This is a genomic window from Salinispora pacifica CNR114 (genome assembly GCF_000514775.1).
Lineage (GTDB): Bacteria > Actinomycetota > Actinomycetes > Mycobacteriales > Micromonosporaceae > Micromonospora > Micromonospora pacifica.
The window spans coordinates 21,145-35,444 of sequence record NZ_AZWO01000005.1; the positions used below are offsets into that span (position 1 = coordinate 21,145).

Here is a 14,300-nt window from a genome sequence, read left to right on the forward strand (position 1 = left end):
AGTGGCGACATGGCGAGCCCGTGTTGGACGGGTGCCCGCCGGGGTAGGGGGTGGATCAGGATGCTCGACCGCGTCCGTGGCGGCGGCTGCCGAGGATCTCGACCAGGCTGGTGAGCAGGGCGGCGGCGACGATGCCGATCGCCACGGCGAGCGCGTACCGAAGCGCGGTTGACCAGCGTCCGTCGTTGGCCCCGAACGCCGCGAACAGGGTCGCGGTGATGATCGCCAGCCCCATCGCGGATCCGACCTGCCGCATGGTGCGGTACATGCCAGCGGCGCTGCCGACATCAGCCCGGGACACCTCCTGGAGAGTCAGCGCGTTGTTTGGTGTGAGCACGAGGCCGCCGCCGACCCCGGCGAGTAGTAGCGTAGCGCCGGTGACGATCGAGAAGGTCGTCCCGGTTAGGCCGGCGAAGGCTGTCGCCATGACGAGACTCGCCACGACGACGATGAGTCCAATGGCCAGCAGTGGACGACCGTAACGGTTGACCTTGAATCCACCGAGCACGGCCCCGAAGACCGAACCTAACGCGAATGGTGCGATCGTGAGACCGGTGATCAGTGGACTGCGGTCAAGACCGTACTGCAGGTAAAAGCTGAAGATTGCCGGCAGTGGGGCAAACCCGGCGCCGAAGAGGAATCCGACCAGTAGCCCTCGGCGGTACGTCCGATGGGTGAGGAGACGGAAGTCGAAGACCGGCGGGTGGTGTCGTGCCGTGGCGGTTTCCCAGGATCGGAAAACGACGAGGACACTGATTCCGACCGGCACCAACAGCCACGGCAGCAACCCCTTCCACTGTCCCTGTTGCAGTGCGGGCAGGATCACCAACGTGGTCCCGACGGCCAGTAGCAGCGTACCGATCAGGTCGTGTTGGTGATTGGTCTGGTGACGTGTCGATCTGCTCGGGAAGTACCGCCAGATGAGCACTGCCGCCGCGATCCCGATCGCGGCGTTGACGAGAAAGACAAGCCGCCAGCCGTCGTCCGCCCCGCCCGCAGCGATGACTATGCCGCCGATCAGTGGGCCAAGGGCGGCGCCCGCGTGGGAAGTGGCACCGACTGCTCCGAAGGGGCGGCCCCGTTCCCCGGGGCGGAACAGTTCCTCCACCAAGGCGTTGATCTGGGGGGTGAGGATACCGGCGGCCGCGCCCTGCAGGAGCCGGGCGACCACCAGGATGATGCCGGAGTTGGCGAGTCCAGCCATCATGTTGGCTGCGACGAACAAGGCGAGACCGAGGAGCAGGGTAAACCGTCGTCCTTTGGCGTCCCCGAGCCGCCCGGCGGGGATGAGGACGAGTGCGAACATCAGCGAGTAGCCGGAGAAGACCCATTGGAGAATGTTGTTGTCGGTGCCCAGCGTGCGGTCGATCGAGGGCAGCATCACGGTGATGGCACCGAGGTCGATCCAGCTGAGGAACGAGACGATCAGCGCAATGTTGAGGAACCGCCACGGCCGAGCGTACGCGGCCGCTGCCGGGACGTTCGACCGCGACATCCTCACCGCCTGATCCTGAGACAGCACCACCTACGAGACACGGTTGGGGCTGTCTGCCTGGCCCGCGACCCGTCGCCGTGGGCCGTGGCCTGAACCTGCCGCCCCTCCGGCTGTCCGTGGGCTCATCGCGTCACAGAGCGGGCACCCCTCGGCCCCTGCCCGCTTCGGGTGCAGTGAGCGCAGCAGGAGAGGTGGCCGGAGGCCATTGTGATGTTAGGGCAATTATCAACCATTGGCGGCGGGCCGGCGACCGAATCGGCGATCGAATCGATCTGGGGCCCAGGAACTGAGCCGTCCGGACTGCAGGCCCAGTGACCTGCCCGCGCTCGGCACACCTGAGCCCAACGAGGCGGTGTTCGGTGTGCTCCGGCCAGCGTTGCGACAGCTCGACAACCTGCCAGCGTTGCGACAGCTCGACAACCTGCCGGCGTTGCGGTAGCTCGACATTGGCCGGCGCTGCCGTCGATACTCGCGGCAACCGGACAGGTCAGCGCCGCAGGCAGGCCGACGATCCGGCCGATGTTCCTCACCTGATCGGGCGCCGCCGATACAGAGAAGCCGACCTCAGGGGCGAAACATCGAGGTTAGGGTGAGGCTGTTCCACCGCACGTATCCGAAGAATGCTTCCATTGGAGGAATGGTGGGGGGAAGTGGGGGGTCGGTAACGGTCGGCGACCTGTTGCTTGGTCGCCTCCATGACCTGGGTGTGCGGCATGTGTTCGGAGTGCCTGGCGAATTTACAATGGGATTCACCGGGCAGGTTCTGGCCTTCGACGGTATCGACTGGGTCGGTAGTTCCAGCGAGCTGAACGCCTGCTTCAGCGCTGACGGCTATGCGCGGGTTGCTGGCCTGGGAGTGATTGTTTCACAGTTTGGTGCGGGTGAACTATCGAGCATGAATGCAATGGCTACCGCAATTGTTGAGTCGGTGCCGATCGTGTCGATCGTGATTGCCCCCTCGACGGAGGTTTTGCGGGAGCATGCCCAGATCCGTCATTCACTTGTGGATAGCTTTCCGGACCATTGGGTTCAGGTGGCCCAACAGGTGACCGTTGCCCAAACCTCGTTGACCCCGGAGTGTGCGCTGAGGGAGATCGACCGAGTTCTGGCCGAGTGCTGGTCACAGCAACGTCCCGTGTACATCCGGATTCCTACAGATGTAGCTCGAACGTCCGTCCCGCAGCCGTCGCGACGTCTCACCCGCCCGGAACCGATCTCGAACTCCGCGCAACTGGACGCGTTTGCCGTCGCTGCGCAACGGCGACTCACAGACGCGGAACGGCCAGCGCTACTGGTGGGGAATATTCCGATCCGCCTGGGCCTCGGGCCAGCTGTCGCCGCGTTTGCGGCCGAGCATAATTGGCCCGTCGCCACGCAGGCGCCCGGTCGAGGGCTGTTTGATGAGTCTGACTCTCGTTTCGTCGGGGTTTATAGTGGCAGTGGGAGTCGTGATTCAATCCGGGAGGTGGTTGAAGGCGCCGACGTCCTGGTCTGCATGGGTGTCACCTTCTTTGCATGGAATGGTCTTTTCGCCGTAGACCGTGATCCTGATCGAATCATAAACTTGGAACGGGATTCCGCAGAGGTCGCCGGCACCCGGTTCGGCCCGATCTCCATGGTTGCGGCGCTCGGTCAACTGCACGAGATAGCCCCCCGCCGTGCGAGTGGTTGGCCGAGTGGCGAGGCTCCGCTGATTAAGCCATCCGACCTGGCGCGGGCGGGCTCCAGGCCAATCAGTCATGAACGGCTGTGGCCGGCCCTCCAAGGTGTGCTCCGTCCGGGGGATATCTTGGCCGGAGAGGTTGGGACATCATTCTTTGGTTTGGCAACGATGCGGTTGCCAGCCGGGGTTACCGTCTTGATGGCGCCGACCTGGGGGGCGGTCGGTTATGTTATTCCCGCGTCTTTTGGTGCCGGAGTTGCGATGTCTGAACGGCGAGTGGTGTCGATCAGCGGCGATGGGGGCCTGCAGATGTCCTCGCAGGAAATCAGCCGGATGCTTACCTTTGGGCAAAATCCGATCATTTTCGTGATCAATAACCGTGGCTACGCCTCCGAGCGAGCGATAGGAAAAGAGGTTGGGAGAGGTTACGGGGAGGAGATACCTGATTGGCGATATGGTGATCTACCAGCGGTGTTTGCTGCGGAGGGAACCTTCGCGGTACATGCCGCCCGCACCGAGGCCGAGCTGGCCGATATCTTGGCTGGTATCGAAGAGCGCCCGAACCGGTTGACCCTCGTCGAGGTCATGGTCGATCCAACAGATCTGCCTGAAGGAATGCCGCAGTGGAGTCGGAAGGCCGCCGCCCCACAAACCTAGCGGAGGGAGCGTGTCGATTTCGGCGCTAGCTTCGCCGGTTTCGTTCGCTTCGGTTTCGGGCTCGCCAGGGCAGTGCGGGCGGTGCGCGTGGTGGTGGCCATTCCGCCTCCGCCGCACGCCGCCGTCTCGGCTCACGCCAACCTGCCTGAGCCAACGTTCCGGGACGGCGAACCGAGCTTGGAGAAAGCGTCGACTGCGGAACCCTTCGCTCTGCCAGCGGACGTACTCGTGGCTGGCGGGGTCGAGGGCTGGGGTCAAGCTGGCTGGCCGGCCACCTGCACCTCACCCGACCGGGTGGGTCCGGTGCGCAGCTCCGGCTCTGCTGAGCGCAGCAGACAGGTACCGCTCGATGCGGTTCGGCTCCGGCGGGCCGGCGTAGCCGATGTGCCGGTCTGGCCGGATCACGAAGGCCGCGGCACCGGCGTCGTACAGCTTCTGGGCGCTACGGCCCCGGTCGAGGAGGACTGGAACCGGGGCACGCACAGTCTGGGTCAGCTGCCAGGCGGGGGTCAGTAGCCGCAGCTCCACTGCGCCGGGCCAGCGGCGGGCGAGCGTGTCGACCAGCCTGTTGATCTGTGTGGTCAGGGCCGGGTCGGGCTTCGGCGCGGCCAGCAGGAGGGTGTGGCGGTCGGTGGCGAGTTGGTCGTGCAGGCGCTGTGGCTGGTGGGTGATCCCGTCGAACAGCGTCGGGTCGGGCAGGCGGTCCCCACCGTGCAGGCCGCCCCTGCGGCCGGTCACCCCGGCGGTGCCGCGGTAGCTGTGTGCGAGTTGGGACAGTCGGTGGGCGAGTAGTTGGCGGGCCGGCATGCTGGCCTGTAGCCCGGACAGCACCAGGTCGCGTAGGTGCCGGCGCGGGTCGCCCCGCAACAGCATCGCCGCCGCGCCGAGGTGGGTGAAGCGGACGACCTGTCGTCCGATCCGATGCCGTTCGGCCTGGTAGCTGTCGAGTAGGGCGGCCGGGGCCCAGCCGGCGATCACCGCGGCGAGTTTCCAGCCCAGGTTGATCGCGTCGGCGACGCCGAGGTTGAGCCCTTGGCCGCCGAACGGGGTGTGGACATGCGCTGCGTCGCCGGCCAGGAAGACGCGACCCGCGCGGTAGCTGGCCGCCTGCTTGCGGGCCAGGTTGAAGGTCCAGAACTGGTCGGTGGATTCGATGGTGGCGGGGATCCCGGTCCGGGACAGGGCCGCCTGCGCGTCGCTGTGGGTGGGGGGTACCAGCCGGCCGGTGGCGTCGCTGGTTTGGGTGTACGCCAGCCGGAACCGCCGTCGCCCGGGTAGGGGGAAGACGCCGTAGATCCCGCTGCCGTCACTGGAGAAGGTCATCTCGTTGCGCGGCAACGGCCAGTCGACCACCGCGTCGCAGAGCACCCACGGATCGCTGTACGTGGTGCCATCGAAGTCGATCCCGAGCAGGTCCCGCACCGTGCTGTGCGCGCCGTCGCAGCCGACGACCCACTGCGGGGTGACGGTTTCGGTGCCGCCGTCGGGCGTGGTGAGGGTGGCGGTGACCTCAGTATCGGTCGAGGTGAGGCCGACCAGGGTGGTGCTGCGGTGCAGTGGGACGCCGTGCCGGGTCAGATGGTCGATGAGGATCTGCTCGGTGCGGTACTGCGGAATGTCGACCAGGTGCGGGTACGCGGTGTCGTCGAGCACGCGGAAGTCGACGCTGAGTCGGTCGCGGTGGCTGGTTCGCAGGGTGAGCACATCGACCCGCTGCCCTTCGGCGAGGATCCGGTCGGCCACGCCGAGATCACGGAGATGTTCCAGCGTACGGGCGTGCAGCGCGGCCGATTTGGTCAGCTCCAGCGGGGCGGCGTGCTTGTCGATGACCCGGGTGCCAACACCGAGTCGGGTCAGTTGGGCGGCGAGGGCCAGGCCGGTGGGGCCGGCCCCGACGATCAGCACCTGCGGGTGTGGCATGTCGTGCACCTCTCTACTGATGGCCGATGGCTAATAAAAGTGAGCGCTCGCTCTCTTTAGCGTGCGCCCGCCCGCTGGGCGCCGTCAAGAGCGAGTGCTCGCTTTACGATGAGGGGATGCCGAGAGTCTCCGAAGACCACCGTGCTGCCCGACGCCGGCAGATCCTGTCGGCTGCCGCCACCCGCTTCGCCCGCGACGGCTTCCACCGCACCTCCATGCAGGACGTGGTGGATGAGTCCGGCCTGTCGTTCGGTGCCGTCTACCGCTACTTCCGCACCAAGAACGACATCGTCATGGCGATCTCCCTGGAGGCGATCAGCGTGATCGAGACGGTGGTCCGCGACGGTGTCCAGGACGGCCGTCCCGTCGCCGACCTGCTGGCTACGCTGCCAGGCGCGCTGCTCGACCTCGAACAGATCGACGAGCGGATGCGGCTGGCGGTGCAGGCGTGGGGGGAGGCGCTCCGAGATCCAGCCCTCGCCCAGCGGATGCAGGAGGGGCTACGGCGGGCGCGCGCCGCGCTTCGGGAGAGCATCGAGGTCAACTGCGCCGACAGTGGCGTCCATATCGACGCGGACGCCGCGGCGCAGGTCCTGATCTCAATCATCCAGGGCTTTATCCTGCAACGGTCCTGGGATCCCCGCCTCGACGCCGACTCGTACGGCCAGGCGGCCCAAGCGCTGATCAGCGGCAGGCTCGGCGGCGCTACGACGGGGTAGTGTTGATGTTGAGCGATCGTCGGCCTGGCGTCGTGTCGCCAGAGAACCTCTCATCGCGAGATGTGTGCCAACCTTGCCCAAGCCACTGAGGAGCATCTGCGGTACAGCCTTGACTGATTGCCGCACCTCAGCAAAGGGTCGTTAAAGGACGTCCGACTCGCTCTTCGCTGAATCCGTTCCTCCTGCTGGCGGCCGTGGCCGTCTGGGAGCGACTTAGCTACACCGGCACGCCACCTCGCTCCCGCCATACCATGCTCCGGGCTTTCTGGATGGGCGCGACAAGTAGGTGAGAGGTAGGAACAGGAGGCTGTCGGGCGGAGGCGAAACCTCAACTGGCCGCGCACGGCCAAGGGCTTGCAGATTGGTGAGTCTGGAATCTGCCCTAATGGCGTTGGGGGCGATGGAGAGCCGTCGCAGGTCCCGGTGATCGGTCCGCCGTTGGACGCCCTGCTCAAGAACGCCGGGCAATGCGCAGCGGGCCGCCGCGCGCTTCCTGGCAGCTGTGGGTCCGCACCGGATACACCGGCGCCGCTCCGTAGGGTTGCGTCGGGTTCCTTGTCGGTTGTCGGGCCGACGGGGAACGGGCTGCTTCGGGCGTCGGAGTGGATCCGGAGGTCGCCGTCATCGGCCGAAGGCGCGGAACGGGCACGCCCGAGGGGTCGCAGCCATCATCGTGCAGCTCATCGACTGCTCGCTGGCTGCCGTCGCCAGCGAGCAGGGCTGTGGTGGTAATGACCTGCGGCTGCCGGGCGGCCGCACCGAATGGGCCGGCCGAAGGTGACCTGCCGGTGTGTGGACTGGCCTGGTGGACGGAGAGTGGCACCGAACAGACCTTCCCGTTAGCCGAGAATTCGGTTAACGTGAATGCGCGGCTGGTGGGGCGCAGCAGATCGTTCCCGCCGGCTTGTTTGTGGTCTTCCCAGTAAGCCGGGCTGTCTGCGTTGAGTCCGGTGACGCGCCACTGTCGGAGCTCTGAAATCTCTTAACAGGCTGGGCGGCCGGTTCCCCCGATAGCAGCAGCAGCATCGACCGCCGCCACTGAATATTGGAGGATCGGGTGCGGGAGTCGACATCGCCGCCGCTATACGTGGTGCCGGAGGAAGGCGGGCTCGCTGACCTCGTCGCGGGCAACGCCGCCGAGGAGCCGGATGCACCGGTGTTCCACCGCAAGGTCGGGGACCGTTGGGAGCCGGTCAGCGCCGCGACATTCTTCACCGAGGTCACCGATCTGTCCCGTGGGCTGATCGCCAAGGGGGTCGAGCACGGGGACCGCGTCGGCCTGCTCTCCAGTAATCGGTACGAGTGGTCACTCATGGACTTTGCCCTCTGGATGATCGGTGCGTCGCCCGTCCCGATCTACCTGACCTCCTCACCCGAGCAGATCGAATGGATTCTCGGCGACTCGGGTTCGGTGGCGGTCGTGGTGGAGAACGCGACGCACGAGGAGGTGGTTCAGGGATTGCGGGGGAAGCTTCCCGCCCTGCAGCATGTCTGGCAGCTCGACGCCGGGGCGGTGGAGGAACTCCGGGGCGCGGGTGCCGCGGTCGAGCCAGCTGTGGTGGAGGAGCGTCGGAAGGCGGTACAACCGGGGGACATTGCCACGATCATCTACACCTCGGGCACCACCGGGATGCCCAAGGGTTGCACCCTCAGCCACGCCAATCTGCTTGCCGGCTCCGGCAATTCGGTCGCCCTACTCCGCACCATGTTCGGGCCGGTGGGCGACCTTCCCGCCTCAACCCTGCTCTTTCTGCCCCTTGCCCACGTCTTCGGCCGGATGGTGCAGGTCGGTGCCACGGTGGCGCGGACGCCCCTGGCGCACTGCTCCGATGTGAAGCAGGTTCCGGCGGAACTGGCCAGTTACCAGCCGACCTTCCTGCTCTCGGTTCCGTACGTGTTGGAAAAGGCGTACAACAGCGCCCGACGCAAGGCGTACGAGGGTGGCAAGGGCAAGATCTTCGACCGTGCGGCAGCGACGGCGATCGCCTACTCGGAAGCGCAGCAGCCCGGTCTGGGCCTGCGCCTCCGCCATGCTCTCTTCGATCGGCTGGTCTACAGCAAGTTCCGTGCCGCGCTGGGTGGGAACCTGCGCTACGTCATCTCCGGGGGCGCGGCGTTGGGGGAGCGCCTGACGCACTTCTACCGGGGCTGCGGCATCACGGTGTTCGAGGGTTACGGACTCACCGAAACCAGTGCGGCGGTCACGGTCAACTCGCTGGAGTCCTTCCGGCCGGGGACGGTGGGCCGGGTCGTGCCGAGTGTGCAGATGCGCATCGGCGACGACGGTGAGGTGCAGTGCACCGGAGGCCCGGTGTTCGCGGGCTACTGGAACAACGAGACGGCCAATGCCGAGGCCTTCACCGAGGACGGCTGGTTCCGCACCGGCGACATCGGAGAGTTCGACGACCACGGTCACCTGCGGATCACGGGCCGGAAGAAGGAGATCCTGGTGACCAGCGGGGGCAAGAACGTCTCCCCCACCCTGATCGAGGATCGCATCGCCTCCTCCCCCCTGGTCGCCCAGGCGCTCGTGGTGGGGGATGGGCAGAAGTACATCGCCGCGCTCATCACCATCGACTCGGAGTACCTGGAGCACTGGAAGACCAGCGCGGGAAAGCCGGCCGAGGCCACCCCCGCGGAGCTGGCCAATGACCCCGACCTCCTGCAGGAGTTGCAGCGCGCCGTGGACGCGGGCAACGCGGCGGTGTCCACGGCCGAGGCGGTACGACGTTTCCGCGTACTCCCCAGCGAGTTCACCGTGGAGTCCGGCCATCTGACGCCGTCGCTGAAGATGCGTCGCAAGGTGATCATGACGGACTTCGCCGACGAGGTGGCCGAGCTGTACGACTGATCCACCCCTCGCCGTACCCGGAAGGCCCTGCGCGTGCCCTGGCACGTGTCAGGGCCTTTCGGTGTTCGTGCTCCCGGTAGCGAGTCTCGGGGGTGCGGTCACGATCCGCCTCGTTACTGGTAGCGAGCGGCTACACCAGCCACCCAGCCTGCTTCCGATCGGCAGGAGCCACGCGCGGCCGATTAGCGAGCGCGGTACGACCCGGCGGGGCGGCGGGTAGCGAGGCAGCGTCGGCAAGATGGATGGTGTGATGGCTTCGCGACCGCCGGCCCGGTACGGCTACCGCAGCCTCGGGGCCGAGCCCGGCTTCGGGGTCCGGTTGGCGGGCGCCGCCGCGAGCAAGCTGCAAGCCGGCATGTTCTCCTTCGCGCTGCTCTACGCGGTCTCCGCCGGTCGCTCCTATGGCGTCGCCGCGCTGGTCGTCGCGGTCGCCGCGCTCGGCGGTATCGCGGCGCCCCTCCGCGGGCGGCTGCTCGACCGGTTCGGCGACAGGCGGGTCCTGTGGCCCATCCTGGCCGTGCATGTGGTCTCCGTGGCGGCGCTGTCGGTCAACGAAGGGCTGCACGGGCCGGTGCTGGCCACCTTTGGGCCGGCGCTGGTGGCGAACGTGTCGATGCCTCCGGTCGGGGTGCTGTCGCGGGTCATGTGGCGCAGGATGTCGCAGCCGGAGAATCTGCGGAGCGCGTTGGCGCTCGACGCGGTGCTCACGGATCTCGCCTTCGTCCTCGGACCTGCCCTGGTCGGTCTGCTGACCGAAGCCGTGTCGCCGATGGCCGGGTTGGCGGTTTCCAGCGGGTCGAGCGCGCTGGCGGCGGTCCTACTCCTGCGGGCGCAGGCCGGTCGGGAATCAGCCCGGAGAGTCAGCCGGGATCCGGTCGGGGGCACCCGCCGGGAGCCGGTCGCGGGCACCCTTCGGGAGCCGGCTGCGGGGGATGCCGGCCGGGGGTCGGAACGGGGCACCGGCGGCGCGCGGCACTGGTTCGGGCCGCTTGTGTTGGCGCCCCTACGCTGGCTGCTGCTCGTCGCCTGTCTCTTCGCCGCAGCGTTGCACGCCGTGCAGATCGCACTCCCCGCGGTGGCTGGTCGGTCGGCTGGCGCGGCTCTGGTCAGCCTGCTGTCGGTGGGCAGCATCGTCGGTGGCCTGGCCGTTGGGGCGCTGCGTGGGCGGTGGGTACCGCGCCTGCCCGCCCTGCTCCTGGGGCTTGCCCTCGCGTGTGTGGCCCTGGCGGTGGTCGGTCGACTGCCGCTGGGGCTGTTGGTGGCCGGATGCCTCCTGGTCGGTCTCTTCATCGGGCCCACCTTCGTTTCCCTGTACAGCACTGCGGGTGACCTGGCGCCGTCGGGTACCGAGGTGGAGACGCAGTCCTGGACCGGGGCTGCCATTCAGCTCGGCGCCGCCATGGGCGCTGCGGCCGGTGCCGCCGCTATCGAGGGCTGGGCGCCGCTGGCCGCGGTCGGGGTGGCCGCCGTGCTGGCGTTGTCCGGGGTTGGGGCAGGCGTTCGGGTGGCCCGCTCGCCGCGGCACCGCAGCCGACCGGACGGCCCCAGCCGGAGTGCGCCTACCGCGGAGTCGGCTGAGACCGGTCGTCCTTCCTCGGCCGAGGCCGGCCACCTTCCCCCGGCTGAGGCCGGCCGTCTTTCCACGGTGACCAACAACCTCGACGTACCACCGGGCGTTGATCCCGACGGTAGAGGTGTTTCTGCCCGCATTGAGGGATAGGTAACCAGTAGTAATAGCTGCCCTTCTTGCGGTACTTCACTGCGCGGAGGCGTACGCGATGCAGGGGTTCTGTCAGCGGCTGGGTCGGGGTGCCGGAGGGCACCAGGCGGGACGTGCTGTCGTCGGATGGTTCGCCCTCGCGCTGGCGGTGACGGTAACGCAGGCGATCGGGGTATCACCCGTGCTGGCGCAGCACCAGCCCGGATCGATGGCCGCGTCGCAATTCCTCCTCGCCTGGGGAAACAACAACGATGGGCAGCTTGGCAACGGAACTACTACCGGAAGCAACGAGCCGATCGCGGTGAGCCTGCCGCTGGGCGTCACGGTCACCGCTGTCGCCGCCGGTCGGCATCACAGCCTGGCGTTGACCTCGACCGGCACCATCCTCGCCTGGGGTGCCAACCACTTTGGTCAGCTTGGGGACGGAACCCTGATCGACCGTAGCGCGCCCGTCGAGGTGAGCCTGCCGTCGGGCACCACGGTTACCGCCATCGCCGCCGGCAGCATCCACAGCCTGGCGTTGACCTCGACCGGCACCGTCCTCGCCTGGGGCGGCAACGGCTTCGGTCAGCTCGGGGACGGGAGCACGACCAGGCGTACCACGCCCGTCGAGGCGACCATGCCGTCCGGTGTCACGGTCACCGCTGTCGCCGCCGCGGACAGCCACAGCCTGGCGGTGACCTCCGCGGGCGCCGCGTTCGGCTGGGGGCTGAACAGCCTTGGTCAGCTGGGCGACGGGAGCACCGACGATCGGAGCACGCCGGCCAGCGTCGCCCTGCCCCCCGGCGTCGAGGTCACCGCGATCGCCGCCGGCCGCCGTCACAGTCTGGCGGTCACCTCCACCGGCACCGCCCTGGCCTGGGGGTACAACGCCACTGGTCAACTCGGGGACGGGACCAACACCAACCGGAGCGCGCCGGTCGGCGTCGCTCTACCCCTCGGCGTCGACGTTGCCGCCGTGGCGGCCGGCCGCGTCCACAGTGCCGCCCTGACCTCAGCTGGCACCGTCTTCGCCTGGGGGGACAACAGCGCCGGGCAGCTTGGAAACGGGAGCAACAGCAGCAGCAACGAACCCCTCGACGTCAGCCTGCCGACGGGCACCACGTTCACCACCATCGCCTCCCGCGACAGCGACCACACCCTGGTGATAGCCACCGACGGCACCGCCCTCGCCTGGGGGAGCAATGTCTTCGGCCAGCTCGGTGACGGAACCGGCAACAACTCCAACACGCCGGTGGCCGTCACCCTGCCCTCCGGTATCACCCTGACCGCCACCGCCGTCGGCGACAACCACAGCCTGGCCCTGCCGGCTCAGCAGGTGGGCTCCGCCACGACCCTGCAGGTCTCGCCGCCGGACCCGACCGCGGATCAGGACGTCACGCTCACCGCCACCGTCACCTGCGACCTCGCAGACCCGACCGGCAGCGTCACCTTCCGCAACAACAACACCGAGCTCGCCACCGTGCCGCTGGACACCACCAACACCGCCACCCACACCACCCGGCTCCCCACCGGCGCCAACACTCTCACCGCCGACTACACCAGCACCACCACCGTCTGCCCGAGCAGTCAGTCCGAGTCCACCACCATCACCGTCGCCGACCCGACCGATCCGACCGACCCCACCGATCCGACCGATCCGACCGCCCCCACCGACCCTGATCTGCCCATCACCGGGGCCAGTCTGCCCAGCCTGCTCGGCGCCGCCACCCTGCTTCTCCTCGCCGGCGTCAGCTTCATCTGCCTCACCCGCCGACACCGGTCGGCCCACCACTGAGGTGATCAGGTAGCGGTATCGGGCTACATTGCGGCCCATGGACCTTCTCGTGGTGGGCGGTAGCGGGCTGCTGGGCCGGGAGATCGTTCGCCAGGCGCTGCGGACCGGCCGTCAGGTGGCGGCGACCTTCCACCGGCAGGTGGCGCCGGTGGCGGGGGTGACCTGGCGCGAGCTCGACATCCGACGCCGCGACGAGGTCGCCGCCCTGGTGCACCAGCTCCGACCCGGTGCGATCATCAATGCGGCGTACCAGCAGGACGACTGGGTCACCACCGCCGACGGCGGCATGTACGTGGCTGCCGCAGCCGCCGCCAACAGGGCCCGTCTGGTGCAGGTCTCCAGTGATGCCGTCTTCTCCGGCACGGCGGAACGTTACGACGAGACGGATAACCCCGACCCGATCAGCCCGTACGGTGCGGCCAAGGCCGCGGTCGAGACGGCGACCAGGGGCCTGGATCCGAGTGCCGTCATCGCTCGTACCTCGTTGATTGTGGGAGCCGGTGGTAGCTCTCGCCAGGAGCGGCTGGTGCACACCCTGGCCGCCGATCCCACCCGTGGTGTCCTCTTCACCGACGACCTGCGCTGCCCGATCGACGTCACGGACCTGGCCGCGGCACTGCTGGAGTTGGCCAATTCCGATCACGCCGGAATCCATCACGTCGCTGGCGCCGATGCCCTCAGCCGCTACGAACTCGGCCTGCTCATCGCCCGCCGTGACGGTCTCGACGACACGGTCCTGCCCGCCGGCCGCCGGGCCGACACCACCGTTCCTGGTCCGGTCCGGGTCCGCCTCGACTGCACCGAGACCCAGTCGAAGCTGACCACCCAGCTCCGGGGCGCCCGGACGTTCCTTGCCCCCACCGTCGCCTAACCGGCGGCGGTGGCGGCGAAGAACAGCCGGTCGCGCCACTGGCCGCGGAGGTAGCGGTGTCGGCGTCCGGCCGGCCGCATCCCGATTTTCGTCAGGACGCGCGCGGAGGCGCTATTGGCCGGGTCGCATGTCGCGTTCACGGTGCGTAAGCCGAGGTGGTCGAATCCGAACCTCATCAAGGCTTTGCTGGCCTCGGTGGCATACCCGTGCCCGCACCAGGGGCGGGCCAACACGTAGCCGATCTCGGCCTGCCGGGGAGCGGTTTCGGATTTGGCGAGTTGGATGGAGCCGATCAGGGTGCCGACCGCCGGGTTGACTATGGCGAGGGCGAATGTCGAACGTGGGGTGCGCGTGGCGTACTCGGCTACCTCGCGGAGGAATGCCGCGGTGTCCTGCGGATCGTTGGGTCCCCAGTCGGTGTAGCGAACAACCTCGGGATCGCTCGCGAACTCGTGCACGGCGGCATGGTCAGTGCCGTGAAACTCACGCAGCAGTAGGCGCCGCGTAGCCAGTTCCACAGCGGCACATGCTTTCACCTTTGTTCGGGGTGGGCGAGATGGTTTCCCGGACCAGGGTGCTGGGCGTTTCTACCCAATAATCCGACAATCCTCCGCTAATAATGACTTC

General features: G+C 67.9%; 9 protein-coding genes. 6 read left to right on the forward strand and 3 right to left on the reverse strand.

Annotated elements, in window-relative coordinates:
- Positions 1-55: 55 nt before the first annotated feature.
- Positions 56-1,495 (reverse strand): MFS transporter, encoded by a 1,440-nt coding sequence (locus tag B118_RS0103660; RefSeq protein ID WP_018810649.1) that lies wholly within the window; start codon positions 1,493-1,495, stop codon positions 56-58.
- A gap of 637 nt (positions 1,496-2,132) precedes the next feature.
- Between B118_RS0103660 and B118_RS29495 the strand changes: the two genes are divergently transcribed.
- Positions 2,133-3,815, forward strand: coding sequence for an alpha-keto acid decarboxylase family protein (locus tag B118_RS29495; protein ID WP_080678016.1), 1,683 nt, complete (start codon positions 2,133-2,135; stop codon positions 3,813-3,815).
- A 282-nt stretch (positions 3,816-4,097) separates the two neighbouring features.
- Here B118_RS29495 and B118_RS0103680 read toward each other — a convergent pair whose 3' ends face one another.
- The gene (locus tag B118_RS0103680; protein WP_028192384.1) at positions 4,098-5,735 is read right to left on the reverse strand and encodes an FAD-dependent monooxygenase; all 1,638 of its coding nucleotides are present in this window, start codon (positions 5,733-5,735) and stop codon (positions 4,098-4,100) included.
- Between the two features lie 116 nt (positions 5,736-5,851).
- On the opposite strand from B118_RS0103680, the gene B118_RS0103685 reads away from it, so the two are divergent.
- The 5 genes from B118_RS0103685 to B118_RS0103705 all read left to right on the forward strand — a co-directional run bounded on the left by B118_RS0103685 (position 5,852) and on the right by B118_RS0103705 (position 13,673).
- Complete coding sequence (locus B118_RS0103685; RefSeq protein WP_018826422.1) at positions 5,852-6,454, forward strand: TetR/AcrR family transcriptional regulator; 603 nt, start codon at positions 5,852-5,854, stop codon at positions 6,452-6,454.
- A gap of 1,057 nt (positions 6,455-7,511) precedes the next feature.
- Positions 7,512-9,305 (forward strand): AMP-dependent synthetase/ligase, encoded by a 1,794-nt coding sequence (locus B118_RS0103690; RefSeq protein ID WP_026185364.1) that lies wholly within the window; start codon positions 7,512-7,514, stop codon positions 9,303-9,305.
- Positions 9,306-9,543: 238 nt separating this feature from the next.
- Positions 9,544-11,025, forward strand: coding sequence for an MFS transporter (locus B118_RS0103695; protein ID WP_043540989.1), 1,482 nt, complete (start codon positions 9,544-9,546; stop codon positions 11,023-11,025).
- A 58-nt stretch (positions 11,026-11,083) separates the two neighbouring features.
- Complete coding sequence (locus B118_RS0103700; protein WP_028192386.1) at positions 11,084-12,802, forward strand: RCC1 domain-containing protein; 1,719 nt, start codon at positions 11,084-11,086, stop codon at positions 12,800-12,802.
- Between the two features lie 37 nt (positions 12,803-12,839).
- Positions 12,840-13,673 carry an SDR family oxidoreductase gene (locus B118_RS0103705; protein WP_028192387.1) on the forward strand — a complete coding sequence of 278 codons (834 nt, stop codon included), beginning with the start codon at positions 12,840-12,842 and terminating at the stop codon, positions 13,671-13,673.
- Here B118_RS0103705 and B118_RS0103710 read toward each other — a convergent pair.
- The gene (locus tag B118_RS0103710; RefSeq protein WP_028192388.1) at positions 13,670-14,191 is read right to left on the reverse strand and encodes a GNAT family N-acetyltransferase; all 522 of its coding nucleotides are present in this window, start codon (positions 14,189-14,191) and stop codon (positions 13,670-13,672) included. The genes B118_RS0103705 and B118_RS0103710 overlap by 4 nt on opposite strands.
- Positions 14,192-14,300: the final 109 nt, after the last annotated feature.

Coding starts and splice junctions, on each gene's coding strand:
- B118_RS0103660 (WP_018810649.1), bottom strand. CDS start 1,495: ATGTCGCGGTCGAACGTCCCGGCAGCGGCCGCGTACGCTCGGCCGTGG.
- B118_RS29495 (WP_080678016.1), top strand. CDS start 2,133: ATGGTGGGGGGAAGTGGGGGGTCGGTAACGGTCGGCGACCTGTTGCTT.
- B118_RS0103680 (WP_028192384.1), bottom strand. CDS start 5,735: ATGCCACACCCGCAGGTGCTGATCGTCGGGGCCGGCCCCACCGGCCTG.
- B118_RS0103685 (WP_018826422.1), top strand. CDS start 5,852: ATGCCGAGAGTCTCCGAAGACCACCGTGCTGCCCGACGCCGGCAGATC.
- B118_RS0103695 (WP_043540989.1), top strand. CDS start 9,544: ATGGATGGTGTGATGGCTTCGCGACCGCCGGCCCGGTACGGCTACCGC.
- B118_RS0103700 (WP_028192386.1), top strand. CDS start 11,084: ATGCAGGGGTTCTGTCAGCGGCTGGGTCGGGGTGCCGGAGGGCACCAG.
- B118_RS0103705 (WP_028192387.1), top strand. CDS start 12,840: ATGGACCTTCTCGTGGTGGGCGGTAGCGGGCTGCTGGGCCGGGAGATC.